We start from the raw sequence: 25,239 nt of genomic DNA, 5'->3' as shown, positions 1-25,239 counted from the left end.
GACCAACCGGTCCGGCAGAACTCCGGGGCGTTCGTTTTATTCTGTTCTTTCGTTGTGCCTTTATTCTTTCAGGCCCGCTTTTTCGTGTCAAACCGGCTCGTTTTAATCCGGTTGATTCGATCTGGCAGATCCTGATGGAATTCAGGCAGCTCCGTTTCCAGAGCAACCCCTCAAACTTACCAGCCTCCGAGCGGCTCTGCGAACCGATCTTCGAGGCCTTTGGCTTCAAAGGGATTGTCGACAAACACGACACAAGCCATACGGAAGTCACCGGAGTGATTGGAGTGGTTTGCGCCGGACCTCGCCGACACCAAAAGATTAGCAGCCCTCGCGGACCGCTCAGGACACAACGACGAACCTCGCGGTCGTATTCCCCGGACTCCCCCGAGCCGGGAGGAGCCGGCGAGCCAGAGAGCCAGGGGCCGAGGCCGCCGAGCCGAGCACGCCCACGGGGACGGACCGACCAAAGGAGACCCGGCGAGACAGGCAGGGCCAAGGGAGACCCGCGACGTCAGGTGAGACGAAGCGAGACGACCGAGCGGGTACCCCCGAACAGGCACCGGCGGAAACATAGACTCGGCCGAGTGAGCAGCCAGACGCCGCCGACGGCGAAGAAGGTTCCCAGCGAGCGCGTGCACCACGGGGACACCGTGGTCGATGACTACGCGTGGCTGACGGTCAAGGACGACCCGGAGGTGGTCGCCTACCTGGAGGCGGAGAACGCCTACACGCAGGAGGCGACCGCCCACCTCAAGCCCCTGAGGGAGACGCTCTTCCAGGAGATCAAGGCACGCACCCTGGAGACCGATCTCTCGGTTCCCACCCGCAAGGGCGGCTGGTGGTACTACTCGCGGACGGAGGAGGGCAAGCAGTACGGCATCCAGTGCCGGGTGGCCGCGGACGGCGAGACGCCGCCCGAGCTGAAGGCCGGGGAGTCGCTTCCCGGCGAGGAGGTCATGCTCGACGGCAACGAGCTCGCCGGAGACTCCGACTTCTTCTCGATCGGTACCAGCTCGGTCAGCCCCGACGGCACCCTGCTGGCCTACTCGACCAACTTCACCGGCGACGAGCGCTTCACCCTGAAGGTGAAGAACCTCGCCACCGGCGAGACCCTCCCCGACGAGATTCCCGGCATCTTCTACGGCGGCGCCTGGTCCGCCGACGGCACGACGTTCTTCTACACGACGGTCGACGAAGCATGGCGGCCCAACCAGGTCCACCGGCACACGATCGGAAGCCCGGCCGAGGACGACGTGCTCGTCCACGAGGAGTCCGACGAGCGGTTCTGGGTCGGCATCGGGCTCAGCCGCAGCGAGCGCTACCTGGTCCTCTCCGCCGGAAGCAAGATCACCAGCGAGGTGCGCATCCTGGAGGCCGACAACCCCTCCGGTGAGTTCCGTGTCGTCAGGCCCCGGGAGACCGGTGTCGAGTACGGCGTCGACCACGCGGGTGACCATTTCCTGGTCCTGCACAACCGGAACGCGGAGAACTTCGAGCTGGCCACCGCGCCCCTCGACGCCCCCGGCGACTGGACGCCGCTCATCGAGCACCGCGCCGACACCCGGCTGCTCGACGTCGACGCCTTCGAGGGCCACACCGTCGTGCACTTCCGCAGGGACGGCCTCACCGGCATCCGCATCCTGCCCCGCGGCGGGGAGGCCTACGAGATCCCCTTCCCCGAGCCGATCTACGACGTCGCCCCTTCCGGCAACCCGGAGTTCGTCACGGGACGGCTGCGGCTCGGCTACACCAGCATGATCACCCCGCCGTCGGTCTACGACTACGACCTGGGCGCGGGCGAGCTGCTCCTGCTCAAGCAGAAGGTGGTGCTCGGCGGTTACGACCCGGCCGACTACGAGCAGTTCCGCGAGTGGGCGACCGCCTCGGACGGCACCCGTGTGCCGATCTCGATCGTCGTCAAAAAGGGCACGGAGCGCCCCGCCCCCACCGTGCTGTACGGCTACGGAAGCTACGAGATCTCGATCGACCCCTCGTTCTCCGTCGCGAGACTCAGCCTGCTCGACCGGGGCTTCGTCTTCGCCGTCGCGCACATCAGGGGCGGCGGTGAGATGGGCCGTCACTGGTACGAGAACGGCAAGTTCCAGCGGAAGAAGAACACGTTCACCGACTTCGTCGCCGCCGCCGAGCACCTCTCCGCCTCCGGCTGGTCGAGCGCGATCATCGCGAGGGGTGGCTCCGCGGGCGGGCTGCTGATGGGCGCGGTCGCCAACCTCGCACCGGAGACCTTCGCGGGCGTGGTGGCGGAGGTGCCGTTCGTGGACGCGCTGAACACGATCCTCGACCCGTCGCTGCCACTGACCGTGATCGAGTGGGACGAGTGGGGCGACCCGCTGCACGACCCCGAGGTGTACGCGTACATGAAGTCGTACACGCCCTACGAGAACGTGGACGGCCGGGTGTATCCGCCGATCCTCGCGATCACCAGCCTCAACGACACCCGGGTCTTCTACCACGAGCCCGCCAAGTGGATCGCGAAGCTCCGCGAGGTGGCGCGTGGCGGGCCGTTCCTGCTCAAGACGGAGATGGGCGCCGGACACGGCGGCCGCAGCGGCAGGTACGACTCCTGGCGCGAGGAGGCCTTCACCCTCTCCTGGATCCTCGACACGGCAAAGGTGGCCCAGTGACGTACATCGCGGCGAACGACAGGTACGACGACCGTCAGCCGTACAACAGGGTCGGCAAGAGCGGGCTCAAGCTGCCCGCCGTCTCCCTGGGGCTCTGGCACAACTTCGGCGACGACAAGTCCTTCGAGGTCCAGCGGGACATCCTCAGGAGGGCCTTCGACCTGGGTGTGACCCACTTCGATCTGGCCAACAACTACGGCCCGCCGCCCGGGAGCGCGGAGACCAACTTCGGGCGGCACTTCCGCGAGGACTTCTCCCCGTACCGGGACGAGCTGGTCATCTCCACCAAGGCGGGCTACGACATGTGGCCGGGTCCGTACGGCGAGTGGGGCTCGCGCAAGTATCTGCTGTCCAGCCTGGACCGGTCGCTGGAGCGGATGGGGATCGACTACGTCGACATCTTCTACAGCCACCGGTTCGACCCGGACACCCCGCTTGAGGAGACGATGGGCGCGCTGGACCACGCGGTCCGGTCGGGCAGGGCGCTGTACGCGGGCATCTCGTCCTACTCGCCCGAGCACACCAAGGAGGCGGCGCGGATCCTGCGGGAGATGGGCACGCCGCTACTGATCCACCAGCCCTCGTACTCGATGTTGAACCGGTGGATCGAGGGCGGGCTGCTCGACGTCCTGGAGGAGGAGGGCGTGGGCTGCATCGCGTTCTCGCCGCTGGCGCAGGGCATGCTGACCGACCGCTACCTGAACGGGATCCCCGAGGGGTCGCGAGCCTCGCAGGGGCGCTTCCTCACCCCGGAGATGCTCACCGACGAGACGATGCGGCACATCCGCATCCTGAACGAGATCGCGAGCCGGCGCGGTCAGTCGCTGGCGCAGATGGCGCTGGCGTGGGCGCTGCGCGACAAGCGCGTCACCTCGGTGCTGATCGGCGCGAGCAGCGTCGAGCAGCTGGAGAACAGTCTCTCCGCGGTGGAGAACCTGTCGTTCGACGACAGGGAGCTGGAGACGATCGACAAGGACGCGGTCGACGCGGGCATCAACATCTGGGCCAGATCCAGCGAGGCCTGACCCCACCCCGCCCGTCCGCGCGTTTCCGAGGAGGCCGCCGGTCCAGGTGACCGGCGGCCTCCGCCTGTCCGAACCGTCCTCGAAAGCCGTTACAGAAGCCCGAGACGAACGCGGAGCGGGTCAGAGCGCCTCGTGTCGCTGCAGGTACGTGAACGAGGCCCAGCCGGGCAGGACCGGCAACCAGAAGGTGAGCAACCGGAACAGCAGCACGGCCGGGGCCGCCACCTCGCGTGGTACGCCCGCCAGGGTGAGGCCGGCCGTGAGAGAGAACTCGACGGCTCCGAGCCCGCCGGGGGTCGGGGCGGCCGAGCCGATGGCGTTGCCCGCGAGGAAGACGATGGCGACGGCGGCGAAGTTGATGGAACCCCCGAAGGCGCGGACACAGGCGTCCAGGCACATCACGAAGGACAGGGTGAGCATCAGGGTGCCGCCGAAGCCCTCGATGATCTTCTGGGGTGACTGGAGGATGTCGAGCAGACGCGGGACGACGCCGGAGAACAGTGAGCGGAGCCGTGCGGTGATCAGTCGGCGCAGGCGCGGGACACTCACCGCGACCAGGGTCAGTACGGCCACGGCGAGCAGCGTGATCACGAGCGTGCGCGACGGGGTGAACGACGAGGCGGTGTTGGAACCGGTGATGTAGGCGAAAAGCAGCAGCAGGGCGACGTGGAAGGCGAGCCCGATGAGCTGGGAGGCCCCTACGCTGGCCACCGCCTGCCCCGGAGGGATACCTCGTTTTTGCAGGTAGCGGGTGTTGACCGCGACCCCGCTCACCGCGGCGGGCGCGACGAGCTTGACGAACGACCCGGCGAACTGGGCGAGAACGGTACGGCCGAGGGGCAGCTTCTCCGGGACGAACCCCCTCAGCATGAGGGCGGCGGCGACGTAGCTCAGCATCGCCCCGGCCAGCGCCACTCCGGTCCAGCTCCACTTGGCCGACGTGATCATGTTGAGGTTGATCTGGGTCAGGTAGTAGACCAGGAAGTACGCGGCGAACGCGGTGCCGATGATGGTGATCAGGGTCCGGGGACGGAAGCGCTCCAGGCGCACCTCCTCGGCCTCGACCTTCGGCTTGAGCTCGACGATCCGGTCGCGGATCTCGGTGAGCAGCTCCTTGTTCCTGGTGAGCGCGGCCCTGGTCTCGCGGGTCAGCGCGATCCGCTGGAGCAGGGGGAGCGCGTCGGCGAGCACGCCGGACCCCGCCACGGCCGCGGCGGCGGCGACCGCCCGCTGGGCACCGACGCGCAGGCTGAGGTAGGTGAGCAGCTGGGCGACGTCGAGACGGAGCAGCAGGTCACCGGCGGCGATCTCGCCGCTGCGGGCGTCCATCAGGACGACCCGGCCGTCGCCGTCGACGTGGATGCTGTCGCCGGTCAGTCTCCGGTGGGCGAGCCGCTGGACCTGCAGCAGCAGGACCTGCTCCCAGATCTGGGCGAGCAGGTTGTCGTCGATCTCGTTGTCGGGGATGCTGTCGAGCGCGCGGGTGGGAACGTGCTCGTAGGCGAGCAGGGCGGCCTCGCTGCCGATCTCGCTGGTGGCGACGAGCCTGGGGGTGCTCGCTCCGGCCGCCTGCGCGGCGTACGCCATGAGGGCCTCGCGCTCCAGCTCGGCGCGGAGCGAGCGGATGGCCTTGCGGCGGGTCTCGGTGTTGAGGCGCATGCGCCGCCAGAGGCGGTAGAGCACGCCGGCGACCTGACGGTCACGGTCGAGGACGGTGACGTCGAGGCGGCTGCCGTCCCTGAGGTCGACGGCGTAGCGGCGGCTGCTCTGGTGGTCGTCGTCGAGCCTGCGGGCCTTGACGGGGACGAAACCCAGCTTGCGGAGCGCCGTGACGACCGTGCTGCCCGGGGGGCGGGTGTTGGGGCTGCCCACGCCGTACAGGGTGGCGTAGCCGACGGCCAGCCCGATCAGGATGGAGACGACGATGCCGAGGATCGTCGCGGCGAGCCCTGCGAACAGGGCGACGGCGTTGAGCGCGACCGCGCTCCACAGGGCCGCCCGCCAGGTGGGGCGGCGGGATATTCGCACCGCGGTGACGTAGGCGATGATCGGGGTGAGCAGGGTGTTGATCGGCTCGACCCCGGCCCGCCCACCGGTCAGCAGGACCCGCAGGTCCTCGGGACCGGCCTTGAGGATCCACTCGCCGAGCGCGAAGGAGAACACCATCGCGGCGATCGCCGCGAAGAGCCCCTCGGCCACCCTGAGGCCGTCGCGGTGGAGCACTCTCTCGATGGCGAAGGCGACGGGCACGCCGAGCATGGCCGACGCGCTCAGCACCCCGGCCAGACCGCTGAGCAGGAACGGTGCCCGGCTGGTGCCGTCGGCGACGTCGCCCTCCAGGCCGTTCAGGGTCTTCTTGGCGACGAGGGCGAGCAGGACCACGGCCGTGAGCACAAGCAGGGTCGCCAGGAACCGCAGCAGGTCGGAGGGGCGGCGGATCCGCTGCGGGAGCAGCGGCTCGACGACGTGCACGGCGAGATCGCCGTCTGTCGGCGGCCGTGTGCCGTCGACGGACGCCGTTTCGTCCAGTTCCTTGATTTCCGTCACCGCCTGCGATTCTGCATGTTCCGCATTACAGGTGCGTCACCGATCTTCTCGTTGAGTGTTCACAATCAGAGTCATGCGTATCTCGGTCGCCTCTGACAGTCTTGACGGTGTGGCCTCCATCTTGGTCTCCGAAATCGAAAAACGAGGCCACATGGTGATACCTCACGGCGCCCTGGCCGACGAGCGGGCCGACTGGGCGTGGTGCTGTGCGCGTGCCGCCGGAGACGTGGCCTCGGGGGCGGCCGATCAGGCGATCGTGTGCTGCTGGACCGGGACGGGCGCGTCGATCGCGGCGAACAAGGTGCCCGGCGTACGGGCCGCGCTGTGCGCGGACGCGGTCACGGCGGACGGGGCACGTCGCTGGAACGACGCCAACGTGCTGGCGATCAGCCTCCGGTTGATCTCCGCCCCCCTGCTCGGGGAGATCCTGGACGCCTGGTTCGCGGGGAGTCCCAGCCTCGACGAGGGAGACCGGGCGAACACAGCGTACCTGTCACAGATGGAGAATTGACCGTTCTACCTGCGAGAACAATCAATTCGATGGGTGAAGGACTGGAAGGCTGAACAACATGTTCCGTCACCCGCTCGCGTCCCGCCGAGTCGCGTCCGAGGGGCGGGAAGCCCCTTCCGTCGTCCCCAGGAAGTTGATGACCGCGATCACCATGGTCTCGGTCCTGTCCCTGGCCGCGGTGTCCGCCGCGACCCCCGCCCCGGCCGACGCGGCACCCGTCACGGGAGGCCCGGCAGCCATCGTGGGAGGCCCGGCACCCTTCACAAAGGGCTCCGCAGCCGTCACAGGAGGCTCGGGACCCGTCGTGGCCGACGCGGCACCCCTCGCGGGAGGCGACGACTCCGGGAGAGCCGCCGGGTCCGTCATCTCGGCCGGCGCGGCACCTGTTTCCGGGGGCGGCGACTCCGCGCCGCCGGCCGGAAGCCCTCTGCCGCCGGAGGCGAAGGCGTTCGGGGCGTCGATCAAACTCGCCGCCCTCAGGGGGCACCTGGAAAGGCTCCAGAGCATCGCCGACGCCAACGGCGGCACCCGGGCGGCGGCCACACCCGGCTACGCCGCCTCGCTCGCCTACGTCGCGGACAAGCTCCGCGAGGCCGGATACCGGCTCACCTCGCAGGAGTTCAAGATCTCCTTTTTCCGCGAGGTCACCACACCCGTGCTCAAGCGGACACGGCCCCTGGCCAAGAGGTACGTGCCCGGCACCGACTTCAGGACCATGACGTACTCCGGCTCGGGGGAGGTGACGGCCCCGGTGCAGGCGGTCGACCTGGTCCTGCCGCCGAGGAAGGGACAGGAATCCACCTCGGGGTGCGAGGCGGGCGACTTCTCCAGATTCGTCCGGGGCAACGTCGCGCTGATCCAGCGCGGCACCTGCAGCTTCCAGGCCAAGGCGGAACGGGCCGAGGCCGCCGGCGCGTCCGGTGTGATCATCTTCAACGACGGCAGGGCAGGTGAGGGAGCCGACAACCACAAGGCCCTGTTCGGTGGCTCGATCAACACCTCCACCGTGCGCATCCCGGTCGTCAGCGCCGACTTCGCGACCGGTGAGCAGCTGGCTGCCCGGGGAACGACGGTGGCACTCGTCGTGCAGACCGAGATCGCCCCCGACCGCAGGACACGCAACCTCATCGCCGAGAGCCCCTGGGGGGACCCCGACAGAGTCGTCATGCTCGGCGCCCACCTGGACAGCGTCATGATGGGCCCCGGCGTCAACGACAACGGCTCGGGCACCGCCGGCATCCTGGAGACGGCGCTGGCGGCGAAGTCGCTGCGGACGAAGAACAGGCTGCGCTTCGCCTTCTGGGGCGCCGAGGAGCTGGGCCTGCTCGGGTCGAAGTACTACGTGTCCGCCCTGCCCCCCGCGGAGCGGGCGAAGGTCAAGCTCTACCTGAACTTCGACATGATCGCCTCACCGAACTACGTTTTCGGGATCTACGACGGCGACTCGTCAGGCAACGTGATCAGCGCGACCCCTCCTCCCGGCTCCGGCCAGATCGAGAAGCTCTTGCAGGCGTACTTCGAGGCGGTGGGCGAGCCGTACCAGGACGCCGATTTCAGCGGCCGATCCGACTACGGCCCCTTCATCGGGATCGGCATCCCCGCCGGCGGCCTGTTCACCGGCGCGGAGGGCCTCAAGAGCACCGAGGAGGCCAAAAAGTTCGGCGGCACCGCCGGGGTCGCGTACGACAAGTGCTACCACCAGGCGTGCGACACCATCGCCAACATCAACGACAAGGCCCTGTTGGTGAACAGCGGCGCGATCGCGGCGTCGGCGTTCACCTACGGGTACGCCGAGGACCTCCCCCACGCTCCCAACAGCCCGCCGAATGCCGGTGATTCCAGGGGCTCCAGGGGTTCCAAGGGCTCCGGGGTGCCCGGCGTGCCAGGCAAGGGGGCCGTCGTCCCCGGCAGGCCGGGCACCGGCGCGGGCGGCCTGGAATCCGGCCACGACCACGAGCACGGCGGCCTCCTCAGGTAACACGGGGGTCGCGTGGCGTACGGCCACGCGGGTGCGGGGTGCCGGACACGGGATACGGCGGGATACGGAGGAGCCGGGGCGCGGGGTGCCGGGCGGAGCGCGGAGATGCGGGCCCCTGGACGCGGGACGCGGAAGAGGGCACGGCTCGATCCGGCCATGGCGACCGTCGGACCGATCCTGCGTGCCCCCACGTGGGGGGCACGGTTAAAGTCGGGGCATGTCGTCAGGCGAATTGCGAGTGCTGGGGGCGTGCCCGCTGGACTGCCCGGACACCTGCTCCTGGGTGGTGACCGTCCAGGACGGCAGTGCCGTCAAGATGCGCGGCAACCCGGACCATCCGTACACCCGGGGTGCGCTCTGTGTGAAGGTGAACCGCTACCTGGAGCACACCAGGGCGGCCGACCGCATCCTGCACCCGATGCGGCGGGTCGGTCCCAAGGGGTCCGGCCGATTCCAGCGGATCAGCTGGGACGAGGCCCTGGAGGAGATCTCCGGACGGCTGCGCGGCATCGTCGACGAGCACGGCGGCGAGGCGATCTGGCCCTACGTGGGCACCGGAACGCTGGGATACGTCCAGGGGTCGGAGGGGATCGCCGGGAGGCGGTTCTGGAACGTCCTCGGGGCGTCGAAGCACTTCCTGAACATCTGCTCCTCGGCAGGAAACTTCGGGCTGCGGCAGGTCTACGGCACGCCGGGCGGCATGGATCCCGAGACGTTCGCACTGTCCAGGCTCATCCTGCTGTGGGGAACGAACACGCTGACGACCGGGCACCACCTGTGGAAATTCATCCAGGACGCCCGCGCGGCCGGGGCGCACCTGGTGGCGATCGACCCGATCCGCACCCGCACCGCCGAGCAGGCCGACGAGCACCTGCCGATCCGGCCGGGCACCGACGCCGCCCTCGCCCTGGGGCTGATGAACGTCGTCCTCGCCGAGGGTGCCGAGGACCGCGACTACCTGGAGAACCACACGAACGGCTGGGAGAACCTCCGCGAGGAGATCCTGCGCCACCCTCCGGCGCGCGTGGCGGAGATCACCGGGCTGCCCGAGGCCGACATCCGGGCCCTGGGGACGCGTCTGGCGCGTACGCGGCCCACCGGGATCCGGGCCACCATGGGCATGCAGCGGCACGCGGGCGGCGGCACCGCGATGCGCACGATCGCCTCCATCCCCGGCGTGACGGGCGACTGGCGCCACCCGGGCGGCGGGATCGTGTACTCCACCAGCGGGCACATCCACCTGAACATCGACACCCGCGACGACCTGCTCCCCGGCCCTGTCCGCACGCTCACGATGACGCGGCTCGCCGACGAGCTGGACGAGTCGGTCAAGTGCCTGTGGGTGTACGCGGCCAACCCGATGGGCTCCACCTCCGGCCAGAACCGGATCCGCGAGAGGCTGCTGCGCGAGGACCTGTTCACCGTCGTGATGGAGCAGTTCCCGACCGACACCGTCGACTACGCCGACATCGTCCTTCCCGCCACCATGCAGATCGAGCACGCCGACCTGCACGCGGGCTATGGGCACATGTACCTGATGTGGAACGAGCCCGCCGTCGAGCCGCCCGGCGAGTGCCTGTCCACCACCGAGACGTTCCGCCGCCTGGCGCGGCACATGGGGCTCACCGAGCCGTCCCTGTACGACTCCGACCTGGAGCTGGCCGAGGAGCTGCTCACCTCGGGGCACCCGTCCTTGGAGGGGATCACCCTCGACCGGCTGCGCAAGGAGGGCTGGGTCCGCCTCAACGTCCCCCGGCCGTTCGTGCCGTTCACCGACGGCTTCCCGACGCCCTCGGGCCGGATGGAGTTCGGCTCGGGACCGGCCTACGTCCCCCCGCACACGGCCTCGGCCACGCCGGGGCCGTACCCGCTCGCGCTCATCACGCCCGCCTCCCACACCTTCCTGAACACCACCTTCGGCAACAACCCCGAGCTGCTGAGGCGCTCGAAGGGCCCGCGCGTCCTGGTCAACCCCGAGGACGCCTCGCGGAGAGGGTTGAGCGAGGGGCAGCGAGCGCGGGTGTTCAACGACGAGGGCGAGTTCGAGGCCGTGGTCGAGATCACCGAGAGGGTACGGCCCGGCGTGGTCGCGTCCGCCAAGGGACACTGGCGCAAGCTCAGCCCGGGGGGCGCGACGGCGAACGCCGTGGTGGCCGCCCGTGACGCCGACATGGGCCGGGGCGCGGTCTACCACGACAATCTGGTCGAACTCGCCCCCTGCGCCACCACGGAATGACCGGCGGTCCCAGGGGGACGACTCCGGGGACGAGTCAGGGTTACTCCCCGATGTGGGCAAGGGGAGGCGAGGGGCACCCTGGAGGCATGAACGACGAACTGACTCGACGTGACGAGATGTCCCTCGCCGGAGCGGCGCTGCGCGGTGCTCCCTGGAAGGCCGCGGCGGTGACCGGCGGCGCGGTGGCGGCGGTCAGCCTGGGGCTGGACCTGCTCACCGGGGATCTGGATCTTACGTGGGCGATGGCGGTCGGTATCGGCCTGTTCTCGCTCATCGCGGCCATCGGCGCGATCAGCAAGCCCGACGTCGGCGACCGGGTCACCCGGCAGGCCCGGCTCTGGGCGCTGCGCCACCCCTGGAGGTTCTCCCTCTATCCCGCGCTCGGCTCCGCGATCCTGCTGTATCCGGTGCAGCTCGTCCTCGACCGTGAGGGTGTGTTCGGGGCGGCGCTGGACGCGCTCCAGGGGGGTGTCGTGGTCTATCTGATCACGGCGATCGTCGCCCTCACGCTCAAGGGACGTGGCCAGACCTCGCTCCCCGGTGGCCGCTGAACCCCGCGGCCCGGCCGTCCGGATCCTGGGCGACCGTCTGGCTCCCGGCGAGCGTTCAAGGTCCCGGCGAGTGCCCAAGGCCTCCGGTGGACGTCCGGGCTCCCAGTGGGTTCAGGGTCTCCGGTAGACGTCCAGGCTCCCAGTGGGTTCAGAAACCCCGGTGGACGTCCAGGCTCCCGGTGGGCGTCCAGGACCCAGCGAGCGGCCTGGGCGTGCGTGTCGCCCGGTCTCGCGGCCCGGCTGAGCCTTTCCGCGTGACCGGGCCAAGGGCGTCCGGGGACGCTAGACCCTCTCGTGCTCGGCGCGGCAGACGCAGAACTCGTTGCCCTCTGGGTCGAGCATCGTGACCCAGCCGCCGCCTTCGGGGTCGCGATGGTCCTCGGAGATCGTGGCGCCGAGCCCGGCCAGACGCTCGACCTCCTCGTCGCGGGTGGTGCCCGCGGAGCCGGTGAGGTCCAGGTGGACGCGGTTCTTGACCGCCTTGTCCTCGGGGACCTTGATGAACAGCAGGTCGACCCTGTCTCCCTGGAGAAGGACCTCGTCGTCGTTCTTCTCCGTATCCGGGTGGAGCTTTCCACCGGTGGCGTCGCGCCAGAAGGTCGCCAGCTCGTACGGCTGGGCGCAGTCGAAGGTCACGCAGTGAACGTCAATCATCGCTCCACCCAACCCGACACCACCAAAGCCGTCAAGCCGGTTTCCGGATAGCCCGATTCGGTTGCGGCGGGTCACGCCGTCGAACCTACGCGTTTCGGTTCTCGCCGGACGCGTCGCCGGGTGCGCCGGACGCGTCGCCGGACGTACGCGTCTCGGTTCTCGCCGGTCGAATGGCCGGACGTACCGGTCGGGTTGCCGAGCGTACGGAGCGTGGCGCCGGATGTACGCGTACAGCCCGCCGGGACGTCCGGGTACGCGGTCAGTGGCCGCCGGCGGCGAGGTTGAGCCCGACGACGCCCGCGACGATGAGCAGGATCGAGGCGATCTTGAGGGCCGACGCGTCCTCGCCGAGGGCGACGATGCCGAGCGTGGCGGTGCCGACGGCTCCGATACCCGTCCAGACGGCGTAGGCCGTACCGACCTCCAGGCTCTTCAGACCCAGGGCGAGCAGGCCGAAGCTGAACGCCCCGAAGACCAGGAAGCCGACGCTCGGCAGCGGCACGGAGAATCCGTTGCTCAACTTGAGTGAGTACGCCATCGCGACTTCGAAGAGACCGGCGACCACGATGAAGATCCAGGCCATGACAACTCCTCCTTGATCAGGAGCGTCGTCTTTGCCTACCGGGTACGGCGCGTCTCGTCCGGAAACGCTCCTTTTGAGCGTTGTGACAGTGGAACATAGCCGAACCTCACTTTGATTCCCACCAGATTGTGAACCACTGGTCGCGGGGCACCGGCCACATGTCCAGCTCGACCACCGCCGCGATGACCTCGTTCGCCCGCTCCCGCCCGAGGCAGAGCCTGCGGCAGGCGCTCTCGGCGAGGTCTTCCAGGCGGGTGAAGCGGGGCAGCGGGGCCACGCGCCGCTCGTGGTGAACCTCGTGGCCGAGCCCTTCCGCGATGGCGATCACGTCGCGGGCCGTGGGCCCGCTGGGGCGGGTGATGCCGTGGAAGTGCTGCCAGAGGGGGTTGAGCCAGCTCATCGGGTGCCGCCCGGTGAGCTCCAGGACGACCCGGACGCGGGCGTGGCGGGTGAGCTCGGCGAGGAACCCCGCCAGTTCGGGCACGTTGTAGACGACGTGGGCACAGACCGCGACGTCCGCCACCGGTGTCCGCGCCGCCACGTCGGGCCAACGGCCGTTGACGACGAGGGCGGGAACGCCGAGCACCTCGGCCCTGACGGCCAGTTCGGCGAGCATCGCCTCCGAGGTGTCGACCGCGATCAGCCGCCCCAGGTCCCGGCCCAGCGGCAGGGAGGCGGCCCCGGTCCCCGCGCCGACGTCCAGCACGCTCCCGCCGGGTGGGAGCGCCTCGGCGATCCGCGCCAGGGTGGGTCCCTCGGGGGCCGCGAGGGCGAGGTCGGTGCGCTCGGCGAACCTGGCGGGAGAGTGACCCCAGGGATCGGCCGGCGCCCTCGCCGCGATCTCCTCGGGAATGCTCCACATCCCGAGGTCGGCCCGCCACTGATCGTCCATGGGAAGAGCCTAGAAGAGCTCTCCCCTCCCCGTCGATCGGCACCGCCTGAGCGTCGTTCCAGCAGTACGGCGGCGTGATGAACGTCCCAGTCAAGGGTGTTTTCTAGGGGTTACCCACGGGTAGCATTACAGGTAACGTTACTGACGAGTATGGAAAGTTCCGGATCCCCCGGTTTCAAGGAGCAGACCCCATGGGCCACTACAAGAGCAATGTCCGTGACCTGGAGTTCAACCTCTTCGAGGTCTTCGGACGCCGGGACATCCTGGGCACCGGTCTTTACGCCGATCTGGACGAGGATGTCGTGCGGAGCCTGCTCGACGAGGTCAACCGCCTCGCCACGGGCGTGCTCGCCGACTCCTTCGAGGAGGGCGACCGCACCCCGCCGGTGTTCGACCCCGCCACCGGGACGGTGACGATGCCGGAGGGCTTCAAGAAGTCCTTCGCCGCCTACCGTGACGCCGGCTGGACCAACCTCAGTCTCCCCGCCGAGCTCGGCGGCCCCGGTCTGCCCAGCAGCGTGAGCTGGGCACTGGCCGAGATGGTCCTCGGCTCGAACCCGGCCATCTGGATGTACTCCAGTGGCCCGGCCTTCGCCCACGTGCTCCACGTGATCGGCACCGAGGAGCAGAGGCGCTACGCCGAGCTCGCCATCGAGAAGCAGTGGGGCGCCACCATGGTCCTCACCGAGCCGGACGCCGGCTCCGACGTGGGCGCCGGCCGCGCGAAGGCCGTGCGTCAGGACGACGGCACCTGGCACATCGAGGGCGTGAAGCGCTTCATCACCAGCGCCGAGCACGACCTGTCCGACAACATCTTCCACCTCGTGCTCGCCCGCCCCGAGGGGCACGGCGTCGGCACCAAGGGCCTGTCGATGTTCCTGGTCTCGAAGTACCACGTGGACCTGGAGACCGGCGAGCTCGGCGAGCGCAACGGCGTGTACGTCACCAACGTCGAGAAGAAGATGGGCCTCAAGGTCTCCACGACCTGCGAGCTCACCTTCGGCGGCGAGCACCCGGCCGTGGGCACGCTCATCGGCGAGGTGCACGAGGGCATCAAGCAGATGTTCATGATCATCGAGCACGCCCGGATGATGGTCGGCTCGAAGGCGATCGCGACGCTCTCCACCGGCTACCTCAACGCCCTCGAATACGCCAGGCAGCGGGTGCAGGGCGCCGACCTCACCCAGATGGCCGACAAGTCGGCCCCGCGCGTGACGATCACCCACCACCCGGACGTACGCCGGGAGCTGATGCTCCAGAAGTCGTACGCCGAGGGCATGCGCGCCCTGGTCATGCTCGCCGCCACCTACCAGGACGACGTGCTGATCGCCGAGCACGAGGGCCGCAGGAACGAGCACGCCGAGGCGATGAACGACCTGCTGCTCCCGCTGGTCAAGGGTGTCGGCTCCGAGCGCTCGTACGAGCTGCTCGCCCGCTCGCTGCAGACCCTGGGCGGGTCCGGCTACCTGCAGGACTACCCGATCGAGCAGTACATCAGGGACGCGAAGATCGACTCCCTGTATGAGGGCACCACCGCGATCCAGGGCCTGGACCTGTTCTTCCGCAAGGTCCTGCGCAACCAGGGGGTCGCCCTCGGCTCGCTGTACGACGACGTGAAGGCCTTCGCCGCCTCCGAGGCGGGCAACGGGCGGCTGAAGGAGGGGCGCAAGCTCCTGGACGAGGCCGCCGACGAGGTCAAGGCGATGGCCGACACGATGGCGGGCTGGGCGATCGGCTCGCTGGAGACCCCGCAGGAGGTCTACAAGGTCGGCCTCAACACCACCCGGTTCCTGCTCGCCCTGGGCGACCTGGTGATCGGCTGGCTGCTGCTGCGCCAGGCCGAGGTGGCCCTGGCCGCGCTCGGCTCGACCGCCGCGGGGAGCGACCACGCCTTCTACAGCGGCAAGGTCTCCGCGGCCTCGTTCTTCGCGCAGACCGTCCTGCCCCGCATCGCCGCCGAGCGCCGCACGCTCGACGCCACGGACCAGGATCTGATGGAACTGCCGGAAGAGGCCTTCTGACCCGCCTTATCCCGGCCTGACACCGGCCTGACCCGGTCTGGGCCTGTCGGTTCAGGCCGCGTGATCACCTGCTCCCGCGGCAGGCACGACGAGGGACCGGCCCCGTTCTCACGGGGCCGGTCCCTCGTCCGTTTCCGCTTCTCCGCAAGGACGAATCACCGCGAAGTCATTGACATCGGCCATCTGTTATTCTCATACTGAGTTTGTCTCAATTTGAGAAGGACATGGAATGGATGAATCGGAGTTCCTCGCCGGCTATGACCCTCGGGCATACCCGGCGGTCGCGGTGACGGTCGACGTGGTGGCGCTCACCATTCGCGGGGGCGGGTTGCGCGTTCTGCTGATCAGGCGGGCCGAGCAACCCTATGCGGGGCTGTGGGCGCTACCCGGAGGATTCATCCGGCCGGGAGAGGACCTGCCACAGGCCGCGGCGCGGGAGCTGGCCGAGGAGACAGGGCTGTCCGACCTGTCCGGGCCATTGGGTCGAATCCACATCGAGCAGCTCGCCAGCTACGGGGCGCCCGAGCGTGATCCGCGGATGAGGGTCGTGTCGATCTCCTACCTCGCCTTCGCCCCCGACCTGCCCGATCCCCAGGCAGGCTCGGACGCGGCCGACGCCTCCTGGCACTCGGTCGACAAGCTTCCTGAGCTCGCGTTCGACCACGACCGCATCCTGGCGCACGGGCTGGAGCGGGCGCGCGGCAAGCTGGAGTACACCCCGCTCGCCACCGCGTTCGCCGGTGAGAGGTTCACGATCTCCGAGCTGCGCGGCGTCTACGAGACGGTCTGGGGAGTGCAGCTGCACGCGGGCAACTTCCACCGCAAGATCCTGTCGGTGCCCGGCTTCGTGGAGAGCACCGGCGAGACCACCGAGAGCGGCGGGGCCAGGGGCGGGCCGCGCGCCAAGCTCTACCGGGCCGGTGACGCCCGGCTCCTGCACCCCGCCCTGCTGCGACCGGCCAGGGAGGAGCAGATCCGATGACCACGGCCGAGGCGATCGCGCTGGTGACCGCCGCTCACACGCCCGAGGACCTGTTCGGCGAGGGCTCCCCCCACCGGGCGTACCGGAGGCTCGCGAGGCTGCTCCACCCCGACCTCGCGTCGGGAGCGGAGGCCGCCGTGGCGTTCACCCGGCTGGCGGAGCTGTGGGCGGCCCGCGAGGGAGCCTCGGAGCGGGCCAAGGGGACGGTGATCACCACCAGGCGGGGCACCTACCGGGTCGGGGGCGTCTTCCGCCGGGGCGCGTCGGCCGTGCTCTACGAGAGCGGCACCGACACGCTGCTCAAACTCCCGCGCAGCCACGCGGACAACGACCTCATGCGCCGTGAGGCGGAGTCACTGAAGACGATCGCGCACGACGGCGACCCGCTGCTCCTGCCGTACGTGCCTCGTCTGGTGGAGTCGTTCCGGCACCGCTCGGAGGGGGTCGAGCGGCAGGCCAACGTGATCAGCCGGGTGCCGGACGGGTTCCTGAGCCTGGACGAGGTCCGGCGGCGCCGGCCGGTGCTGGACGTGCGGGACGCGGCGTGGATCTGGCGGCGGCTGCTGGTGGCCGTCGGCGCGGCTCACCGGGCGGGGGTCGTGCACGGAGCGGTTTTCGGGCACCACGTCCTCGTCCACCCGCTCGACCACGGTCTGGTGCTCGTCGACTGGAGTCAGTCGGTCCCGCTCGGCACCCCGATCACCGCCCTCGTGGCCAGGCACCGCGACGACTATCCGCCCTGGGTCCTGGCCAGAAAGCCCGCGACCCCGGCCACCGACATCCACCTCGCCACCCGCTGCGTGGCCGCCCTCATGGGCGACCGCGTCCCCACCCCGGTCAGGCACTTCGTCCGGGGCAGCCTGCTCAGCCCGCCGAACGACGCCTGGCGGCTCCTGGGAGAGCTCGACGACCTGCTCGACGACCTGTACGGGCCGAGGAAATACCGGCCGCTCCATCTCTGACCCTCGAAATCTCCGACCCTCGAAACCTTCGACTCCCAGAACGACCTTCGAAACGACCTTGACGACCTTGACGACCTTGACGACCTCAGGAACGACCTCATAGAACGTTCCACCCCTGATCCGAGGAGATCCCCCGTGGGAAGCGGAATCTGGTCCACCGACGTCTACTCCGCCGCCGCGAGCTACCGCGCGGCCAAGGGTTCGAGCGCCTTCGCCTACAGTGACAGCGGCGCCCGCTCCGCTCACCCCGACCTCGACCCGCACAAGGTGGCGCTCCGCGAGAGCCGCGACTCCGACGAGCACCCCAACTCCCTCGCCGTGGCCGTCCTGTTCGACGTGACCGGCTCGATGCGCGGGGTGCCCCGCACCCTCCAGACCAAGCTGCCCGACCTGCTCGGACTGCTGCTCCGCAAGGGGTACGCCACCGACCCGCAGATCCTCTTCGGTGCGATCGGCGACGCCACCTGCGACCGTGCCCCCCTTCAGGTCGGCCAGTTCGAGTCCGACAACCGGATGGACGAGCACCTGGGCAAGATCCTGCTTGAGGGCGGGGGCGGCGGCCAGATGTCCGAGTCGTACGAGCTGGCGATGTACTTCATGGCCAGGCACACCTCGATCGACTGTTTCGAGAAGCGTGGCCGCCGGGGTTACCTGTTCATCATCGGCGACGAGCTGCCCTATCCGCAGGTCAAGCGGCGCGAGGTCGAGAAGGTGGTCGGCGAGCGGCTCCGGCGCGACATCCCGACCAAGGACCTCGTCGCCGAACTGACCAGGATCTACGACGTCTACTACATCCTCCCCGCCGGATCGAGTTACGCCGGGGACAGCCGGGTGCTCGCCGCCTGGCGCGAACTGCTCGGCCAGAACGTGCTGGAGCTGGACGACCTGGACGCGGTCTGCGAGACCATCGCGCTCACCGTCGGCCTCGGCGAGGACGCCATCGACCTGCGAGAAGGGCTGGACGACCTCGACGAGATCGGCTCGAACGCCGGGAGCGCCGTGGGCAAGGCCCTCGCCAAGCTCGACCGGGGCACCCTCGTGGTGTCCGACGGGCTCGACCTGGGCGGCGACAGCGGCGTGATGCGGCTCTGAGAACCTCCCCGCCGTGCGGCGGCCACCGCGAAAAGCGGCGGGGAGTGCCACCACGAAGGGAGACGGTTCCTCCCCGGCGGGACGAAACCCGCCGGGGAGGGGCCTCGACGGACCTCGGCGGAGGAGACCGTCCCGGCGCCTTCGATGACGGGGACGTTCGAGGAGCCTCCGGCGGAAGAGACCGACGGCTCCGACGGAGGGGCCGGCAAGGGCATCCGGCTGAAAAGACCGGCCGGAGAACGACTCGTCCGGGACGAGAACCAGCGGAAGGGGAGACGAGGGTGAACGGGTGGCCGTATGCGTGAGCACGTGATCGTGACCGACCTTGGGTACGGCGACGCGGGGAAGGGTACCGTCGTCGACTGGCTCTGCGCCCGCGAGCCCGTCCAGGCGGTCGTCAGGTTCAACGGGGGCGCGCAGGCGGGGCACAACGTCGTCCTGCCCGACGGGAGACACCACACGTTCGCGCAGTTCGGGTCGGGCACGTTCAGAGGCGTGCCGACCCACCTGTCCAGGTTCATGGTCGTGGATCCGCTCTCGCTGGCCGGGGAGGCGGCCCATCTGGAGGCGCTGGGCGTCCCCGACCCGTTCCGCCTGCTCTCCGTGGACCGGGACGCCCTGCTCGCCACGCCGTACCACGTGGCGGCGGGGCGGGCCAGGGAGCTGGCGCGCGGTGAGGACCGGCACGGGTCGTGCGGGATGGGCGTCGGGGAGACGATGGCCTACGCCCTGGAGCACCCCGATCTCGCGCCGGTCGCGGGCGACTGCGAGGAACCTGTCCGGCTCACCCGCAAGCTGCGCGCGCTCCGCGACGCCCTCGGCGGGAGCGGGCCGCCCGTGCAGGACTGCGTCGACGCCTACCGGGCGTTCGCCGAGCGGGTGATCCTGGTCGGCTCCTCGTTCATGGCGGCGCTGCTGCGCAGGCGGCCCGTGGTCTTCGAGGGGGCACAGGGCGTGCTGCTCGACGAGTGGCACGGCTTCCATCCGTACACCACCTGGAGCACGACGACCTTCGCCAACGCGCTGGAGCTGCTCGACGGGGTGCCCGCCACCCGGCTGGGCGTGCTGCGGACCTACACCCCGCGGCACGGCCCGGGACCGCTCGTCACCGAGGACGCGGCGCTCGCGCCGCCCGAGGCGCACAACGGGGCCGGTCCCTGGCAGGGCCCCTTCCGCGTCGGCCACTTCGACGCGGTGGCCCACCGCTACGCGCTCGCGGTCTGCGGCGGGGCCGACGCCCTCGCGCTCACCCACCTGGACGCGCCGGTGTCGCGAATGTGCGTCTCGTACGAGATCGGCGAGCTTCCCGTGGGCGTGACGGGCGACCTCGACGGGCAGGCCCGGCTCACGGAACGGCTTCTGGAACCGCTGACAGGGGCCGGGCCGCGCTACGCCGACGGGATCGACGACTGGCCCGCGGCGGTGGCCGAGGCCCTCGGGGTGCCGGTGTGGCTCGGCTCGTCGGGACCCACCGCCGCAGACAAGGTCCTTCTCGGTGGTGTGATCACGCCGGAAAGGGTATGACCAATCCCGGACTCTCTCTTTGCCTGGCGTACAGCCTTACCCGGAGGAACTCATGGGTGTCGGGGTCAGTATCTTCTTTCTCACGCTCGGCGCCATCCTCCGCTTCGCCATCGATCCCGACGTCCTCGGCGAGGCGGTGCACATCGACGTGATCGGCCTGATCTTCATGATCGTCGGTGCTGTCGGTATCGTGCTGAGCATCGTGATGTCCCCCAAGCGCGGGCACACGTCCGAGGATCGCCTGATGCACCGCGAGAACCACCCGCCGGAGGTCTAGGACCTCCGGGGGACCTTTGGCCGTGCCGGCTGTGTCTTCTCAGACCTCGAACTGCACCGCCGCCCGCGAGGCCACGATCGGCTTGATGTGATCGGTGACCACGGCCTGGTGCAGCGGGTGGTCGCGGTAGACGAGGAAGTCGTCGGCACTGTCGAAGTCCGCGACGACGGCGAACTGGTGGTTGCCGGGGTTCACGCCCGCGTCGGAGCCGATGGTGTAGGAGCGGATCTCGGTGATGGCTCCGGGCAGCTTGGCGAGCTCCGTGGCGACCCTGACCCTCTGCTCCTCGGTGGCCTCTTCCGTCCAGGTGAACAGCACGACATGCCGGAACATGATCTTCCCTTCCCTCGGGTATCCCAGGTGCCCTGAGCGCCCGGCCAGCGTACGGCCAGACGCGCCGGGACGCGGCGGCGCCCCCACGGCACGGGATGGCGCCGGACCCGTACGCGGACCCGCTCTCACGCGGGGACGGCGTGGACCTGCGGGCACGGGAGTCCTCCGTCACGCCGGACGGAGGACTCGGATACGGGAGCCCGTCCTCACGCGGGACGCGACGTGGACCCTCGGCGGCGTCCGGCGGACTTGATCCTTATCCGGCCGGAGCGTCTCGGTACGGCTTCGAGCACGATCTTGTGGGCCGCCTCGGGGATGAACCTGAGGTCGTGGGTGATCAGGATGGTCGTGCGCCCGGCCATGAGCCTTTTGAGCGGTTCCATGATCCGCGCCGCCGTGGGCGCGTCGAGACCCGTCATCGGCTCGTCGAGGACGAGGACGGGAGCGTCGCGCAGGATCGCCCTCGCGATGGCGATCCGCTGGCGCTGCCCGCCCGACACCAACCGGCCGCGCTGCCCGATCGGAGTGTCGTACCCGAGGGGGAGCGTGGCGACGAAGTCGTGGACGTCCGCCATCACGGCGGCCCGCACGATGGCGTCCAGGTCGGCGCCGGGACTTCCGTAGGCGATGTTCTCGCGTACGGTCCCCGAGAAGAGCAGGCTCTCCTGCTGCAGGATGGTGATGTTGTCACGCAGCGACTCGCGCGACAGGTCCCGGATGTCCATCCCGTCGAGGAGGACGCGTCCCGCGGTGGGATCGTGGAAGCGCAGCAGCAGCTTCGCGAGCGTGGACTTGCCCACGCCACTCGGCCCGGTGCACACGACCAGTTCCCCCGGCTCGACGGTGAAGGACAGGTCCCGCAGCGTGGGCCTTCTCCTGTTCGGATAGGTGAAGCCGACCCCCTGGAACTCGATGCGGCCCCGTCCGCGCCCCAGGTGGACGGCGTCGTCGCGATCGACGACGGTCGGCCGGGTCGTGAGGATCTCGATGACACGGTCGGAGCCCGCCGCCGCCTCGGAGACGGTGAGGGCGATCTGTCCCAGGCTCTGCACCGCCGGGTAGAGGTAGGCGAGGTAGGCGGCGAAGGCGAGGAGGCCGCCGATGGTGAGGCGCCCCGAGGAGATCTCCCAGGCGCCGAACCCGAGGATGATGACGAGACAGGCGGTCTCGATGACCTGGACGACGGGTCCGTACAGGGAGGAGAGCCACGCCTGCGCCACGTTCGCCCGCATCCAGGTGTGTCCCTCGGAGTGCAGTCGCTCGGCCTCGGCGCCCTGGCGGTTGTACGCCTGGACGAGCGACTGGTTGGACAGGCCCTCCTCGATGACACTGTTCATGATCCCGTTGCTGAGCCGCTCGCGCGCCGACACGATCCTGAACCTGCTCGCGAAGCCCTTCGCGACCAGCAGGAAGGCCGGGACCAGGAGGAACGTCAGCAGCGCCAGGTCCCACCTGATGTAGAAGGCGGCACCGGCGAAGAAGACCACGCTGACGAGCGTGGTGAAGAGTCTGACCAGGCCGGAGCCGACGAGCTCCTCGATCGCCTCGATGTCGTCGGTGAGCCTCGCCATCAGGTCGCCCAGGCGGCGGTTGTCGAAGAAGTCGGGCGTGAGCGTCTGGATGTGCTCGAACACCCTGTCGCGCAACCTCAGCAGGAAGCGTTCGCCCCCCAGGGCGGTGAGGTAGGACCCCGCGAAGGAGACCAGACCCGCGACGGCCGCGAGGCCAAGCCAGACGGTGGCGGGGAACCAGAAGGCCCCCAGGTTCTGCTTGCTGAGCACCTCGTCCGTGATGTACCCGAACAGGCCGATCGCGGCGACCTCGCAGACGGCCGCGACGATGGCGAGCACGCCACCGGCTACGAGCAGATGACGGAGGCCGCGGGTGTACGGCCAGAACTCCCGGAAGGTCCTGCGGATGGAGACCGTGGGTGCCACCGGAGGACGGCGTACGGTGGCCCTCGCTCCGTGGGGCGAGGGCGACTCTGAGAATGAGAGCCGACGGTTGACCCGCCGGCTCTCATTTGTTTCCGCTAGCACCGGATCCGGCTCACCACCACCATCCGCCACCGCACCCTCCGCCGCAGCGGCATCCACAGCGGCGGCGACGACGGCAGCAGCCGCCTCCCCAGTCCAGGAAACGGCCGGCCGGGAAGAGCTGTTTGAAAGTCATGGCTTCCCCCTTCGCACTGAGCTTGTCGCGCTTACCAATCACGCACTAACTCTCATACCCGGACAAACCGTCATATTTATCACGTATTCAAGATGTTTCACCAAGCAATTCGTAAAGGCCACAAAACGGATCGAGAGTAAAGACCGCCTCGACCTCTCGGCATCGCTCTGCTGCCCCACCGGAGCCGGGAACGCGCACCTTAAAGATCGATCCGCAGGAGAGAAAAGGGGTTTCCCATTACCGGCCGAGCGACGGCCCGCACGGCGTTCCGACTGTCCGGTACGGACCCTCCCGAGGCACGCCCTCGTTTTCCCGCCGAGGTAATCGGGCCTGTGCAGCAGGGAAAGGGAAGGCGAGCGCCGGGGGTATATCGCACCCCTCTCTCCCACCCCGCTTTCCCGACGGGCACGAAGGGAAAGGTGCCCTCACGGACATGCCGGAAGGACCCCGCCCTCTCCTGGCAGGCGGGAAAGAGCCCTTACCCGCGCGGGGAGGAGACGCTCGCGGCCGCGGGAAATCCGCGTTCTCGGGCGCGGGAGGGAGTTCTCACCGCGGCGGGAGGGGACGCGCACGTGGTCTCCCCCTCCGCGGAGGGGGAGACCACGTCACCACGTCACCACGTCACCACGTCGCGGGGTCACCACGTCGCGGGGTCAGGCCCAGGCGAGCATGCGGAGGGGGTCCTCAAGCATGGCCCCGACGTCGCGAAGGAAGAGCGAGCCGAGTTGCCCGTCCACCACCCGGTGGTCGAACGAGAGGGCGAGCGTGCAGACCCTGCGCGGCACGACCTGCCCGTCCACCACCCACGGCATCTCCCTCACCTGCCCGAAGGCCAGGATCGCCGACTCACCCGGGTTGAGGATCGGGGTGCCCGCGTCCACCCCGAAGACACCCACGTTCGTGATCGTGATCGTGCCCCCCGCCATGTCGGCGGGCTGGGTACGGCCTGCCCGCGCGGTCTCGGCGAGGGCTCCGAGGGCGGCGGCCAGGTCGGGCAGCGACAGGCGGTGGGCGTCCTTGACGTTGGGAACGAGCAGGCCGCGCGGGGTGGCCGCGGCGATGCCCAGGTTGACGCGGTGCTTGACCACGATCTCCTGGCGGGCCTCGTCCCAGGCAGAGTTGATCATCGGGTGACGACGGACGGCGACGAGCACCGCCTTCGCGACCATGAGCAGCGGGGAGACCTTGACCTCGGCGAAGTCGGGCAGCCCGCGGAGGCGCTGGACCGCGTCCATGGTCGCCGTCATGTCCACCTGGAGGAACTCCGTCACGTGCGGCGCGGTGAACGCGGAGGACACCATCGCCTGCGCGGTCGCCTTCCGCACCCCCTTGATCGGGATTCGCTCCTCGTCCTCGCCCTCCCAGGTCGCGACCGGTACTCGTGCCCTGACGTCGTTCTCGGTGAGGAGCCCGGCCTCGGCGGCGTCCCCGGGGGTGGAGGCGGCGCCGAGGGCGGCCTGGACGTCACCCCTGGTGATCGAGCCGTGCGGGCCCGTCCCCACCAGGGAGGCCAGGTCGACCCCCAGGTCCCTGGCGAGCTTCCGCACCGGGGGTTTCGCCAGAACCGCGATCTTTCCCGGCGACGAGGCCGGACCCGCACCGGGACCGGCCACCCCGGGACCGCCCGGACCAGGCCCGTTCACACCGGGCCCGTTCACACCGGGCCCGTTCATACCAGGCCCGTTCATACCGGGACGAGCCGGACCGTTCACACCGGACGGCACCGGCTCGGGGGCCCGCGTCGTGGGCGCCGTCCCCGTGGACGCACCCGCCGTCCCCTCACCGGGCCGCGTCGCCCCCGCAGCGGGGGACGTACCGGGCGAGACCGGTTTGCGTGGACGACGCTTGGCCGTACCCGGCTTCACGCCGTACCCCACCAGCACCGGCTGCCGGACCTCGGCCGGCGGGGTCGGCACCATGTCGTCGGCGAGGGCCTCCGTCCGCGCCGCCGCCCCGTCAGGGGCCGTGGCCTGAGCAGGGGCCTGAGCGGGGGCCGGAGAGGCGCCCGTGCCGTCGTCCACCGAGATGATCGGCCTGCCGACGTCCACGACCTCGCCCTCGTCCGCCATCAGGGCGGCCACCACGCCCTCGAACGGGCAGGGAAGCTCGACGACGGCCTTGGCGGTCTCGATCTCCACGATGATCTGGTTGACCTTGACCGGGTCACCGGCCTTCACGTGCCAGCGGACGATCTCCGCCTCGGTGAGGCCCTCCCCCACGTCGGGGAGCTTGAACTCCTTCATCTCTCCGCCCC

The 25,239-nt window shown here is 69.6% G+C and carries 19 protein-coding genes and 1 riboswitch; of the genes, 12 read left to right on the top strand and 7 right to left on the bottom strand.

Going from position 1 to position 25,239, the window contains the following annotated elements:
• Positions 1 to 584: 584 nt before the first annotated feature.
• Positions 585 to 2,645, top strand: coding sequence for a S9 family peptidase (locus tag ACIBH4_RS38465; protein ID WP_362769760.1), 2,061 nt, complete (start codon positions 585 to 587; stop codon positions 2,643 to 2,645).
• Positions 2,642 to 3,670, top strand: a complete 1,029-nt coding sequence (mgrA, locus tag ACIBH4_RS38460) for an L-glyceraldehyde 3-phosphate reductase (protein WP_362769762.1) — start codon at positions 2,642 to 2,644, stop codon at positions 3,668 to 3,670. Before ACIBH4_RS38465 ends, mgrA begins: the two co-directional genes overlap by 4 nt.
• A gap of 120 nt (positions 3,671 to 3,790) precedes the next feature.
• Here the strand turns inward: mgrA and ACIBH4_RS38455 are convergent, their stop codons facing one another.
• The gene (locus ACIBH4_RS38455) at positions 3,791 to 6,217 is read right to left on the bottom strand and encodes a lysylphosphatidylglycerol synthase transmembrane domain-containing protein (protein WP_362769764.1); all 2,427 of its coding nucleotides are present in this window, start codon (positions 6,215 to 6,217) and stop codon (positions 3,791 to 3,793) included.
• A gap of 73 nt (positions 6,218 to 6,290) precedes the next feature.
• On the opposite strand from ACIBH4_RS38455, the gene ACIBH4_RS38450 reads away from it, so the two are divergent.
• From ACIBH4_RS38450 to ACIBH4_RS38435, 4 genes are all read left to right on the top strand, one after another.
• On the top strand, positions 6,291 to 6,728 hold the full coding sequence (locus ACIBH4_RS38450; protein WP_362521829.1) for an RpiB/LacA/LacB family sugar-phosphate isomerase: 438 nt from the start codon (positions 6,291 to 6,293) through the stop codon (positions 6,726 to 6,728).
• 136 nt (positions 6,729 to 6,864) lie between these two features.
• Positions 6,865 to 8,706, top strand: coding sequence for a M28 family metallopeptidase (locus tag ACIBH4_RS38445; protein ID WP_362769766.1), 1,842 nt, complete (start codon positions 6,865 to 6,867; stop codon positions 8,704 to 8,706).
• A gap of 217 nt (positions 8,707 to 8,923) precedes the next feature.
• Entirely contained in the window at positions 8,924 to 10,942 is a 2,019-nt protein-coding gene (locus ACIBH4_RS38440; RefSeq protein ID WP_362769768.1) for a molybdopterin oxidoreductase family protein, read from the top strand.
• Positions 10,943 to 11,028: 86 nt separating this feature from the next.
• Positions 11,029 to 11,493 carry a hypothetical protein gene (locus ACIBH4_RS38435; protein WP_362521835.1) on the top strand — a complete coding sequence of 155 codons (465 nt, stop codon included), beginning with the start codon at positions 11,029 to 11,031 and terminating at the stop codon, positions 11,491 to 11,493.
• Between the two features lie 282 nt (positions 11,494 to 11,775).
• On the opposite strand, the gene ACIBH4_RS38430 is transcribed toward ACIBH4_RS38435, so the two are convergent.
• The 3 genes from ACIBH4_RS38430 to ACIBH4_RS38420 all read right to left on the bottom strand — a co-directional run bounded on the left by ACIBH4_RS38430 (position 11,776) and on the right by ACIBH4_RS38420 (position 13,622).
• On the bottom strand, positions 11,776 to 12,147 hold the full coding sequence (locus tag ACIBH4_RS38430; protein WP_362521837.1) for a VOC family protein: 372 nt from the start codon (positions 12,145 to 12,147) through the stop codon (positions 11,776 to 11,778).
• A 259-nt stretch (positions 12,148 to 12,406) separates the two neighbouring features.
• Entirely contained in the window at positions 12,407 to 12,730 is a 324-nt protein-coding gene (locus ACIBH4_RS38425) for a multidrug efflux SMR transporter (protein ID WP_362521839.1), read from the bottom strand.
• Between the two features lie 19 nt (positions 12,731 to 12,749).
• Positions 12,750 to 12,815: riboswitch (guanidine-III (ykkC-III) riboswitch) on the bottom strand.
• A 21-nt stretch (positions 12,816 to 12,836) separates the two neighbouring features.
• Positions 12,837 to 13,622, bottom strand: coding sequence for a class I SAM-dependent methyltransferase (locus ACIBH4_RS38420; protein ID WP_362769770.1), 786 nt, complete (start codon positions 13,620 to 13,622; stop codon positions 12,837 to 12,839).
• A 191-nt stretch (positions 13,623 to 13,813) separates the two neighbouring features.
• Between ACIBH4_RS38420 and ACIBH4_RS38415 the strand changes: the two genes are divergently transcribed.
• The 6 genes from ACIBH4_RS38415 (at position 13,814) to ACIBH4_RS38390 (ending at position 20,480) form a co-directional block, all read left to right on the top strand.
• A complete protein-coding gene (locus tag ACIBH4_RS38415; protein ID WP_362769772.1) occupies positions 13,814 to 15,643 on the top strand; it encodes an acyl-CoA dehydrogenase in 1,830 nt (609 codons plus the stop codon).
• A 229-nt stretch (positions 15,644 to 15,872) separates the two neighbouring features.
• Positions 15,873 to 16,625, top strand: coding sequence for an NUDIX domain-containing protein (locus tag ACIBH4_RS38410; protein ID WP_362521845.1), 753 nt, complete (start codon positions 15,873 to 15,875; stop codon positions 16,623 to 16,625).
• Entirely contained in the window at positions 16,622 to 17,587 is a 966-nt protein-coding gene (locus ACIBH4_RS38405; protein ID WP_362769774.1) for a lipopolysaccharide kinase InaA family protein, read from the top strand. The genes ACIBH4_RS38410 and ACIBH4_RS38405 overlap by 4 nt, the downstream gene beginning before the upstream one ends.
• Positions 17,588 to 17,722: 135 nt before the next feature.
• Positions 17,723 to 18,679, top strand: coding sequence for a hypothetical protein (locus ACIBH4_RS38400; protein ID WP_362521849.1), 957 nt, complete (start codon positions 17,723 to 17,725; stop codon positions 18,677 to 18,679).
• Between the two features lie 297 nt (positions 18,680 to 18,976).
• On the top strand, positions 18,977 to 20,203 hold the full coding sequence (locus tag ACIBH4_RS38395) for an adenylosuccinate synthetase (RefSeq protein WP_362521850.1): 1,227 nt from the start codon (positions 18,977 to 18,979) through the stop codon (positions 20,201 to 20,203).
• Between the two features lie 52 nt (positions 20,204 to 20,255).
• On the top strand, positions 20,256 to 20,480 hold the full coding sequence (locus ACIBH4_RS38390) for a DUF6458 family protein (protein WP_350950153.1): 225 nt from the start codon (positions 20,256 to 20,258) through the stop codon (positions 20,478 to 20,480).
• Positions 20,481 to 20,519: 39 nt separating this feature from the next.
• On the opposite strand, the gene ACIBH4_RS38385 is transcribed toward ACIBH4_RS38390, so the two are convergent.
• The 3 genes from ACIBH4_RS38385 to ACIBH4_RS38375 all read right to left on the bottom strand — a co-directional run bounded on the left by ACIBH4_RS38385 (position 20,520) and on the right by ACIBH4_RS38375 (position 25,228).
• On the bottom strand, positions 20,520 to 20,813 hold the full coding sequence (locus tag ACIBH4_RS38385) for a Dabb family protein (protein WP_362521853.1): 294 nt from the start codon (positions 20,811 to 20,813) through the stop codon (positions 20,520 to 20,522).
• Positions 20,814 to 21,019: 206 nt separating this feature from the next.
• Complete coding sequence (locus tag ACIBH4_RS38380; RefSeq protein ID WP_362521855.1) at positions 21,020 to 22,750, bottom strand: ABC transporter ATP-binding protein; 1,731 nt, start codon at positions 22,748 to 22,750, stop codon at positions 21,020 to 21,022.
• Positions 22,751 to 23,638: 888 nt separating this feature from the next.
• Entirely contained in the window at positions 23,639 to 25,228 is a 1,590-nt protein-coding gene (locus ACIBH4_RS38375; RefSeq protein WP_362521857.1) for a 2-oxo acid dehydrogenase subunit E2, read from the bottom strand.
• Positions 25,229 to 25,239 lie beyond the last annotated feature (11 nt).

Origin of the sequence: Streptosporangium sp. NPDC050284 (assembly GCF_044459525.1) — a bacterium.
GTDB lineage: Bacteria > Actinomycetota > Actinomycetes > Streptosporangiales > Streptosporangiaceae > Streptosporangium.
This window is presented reverse-complemented; position numbering and strand designations above follow the sequence as displayed.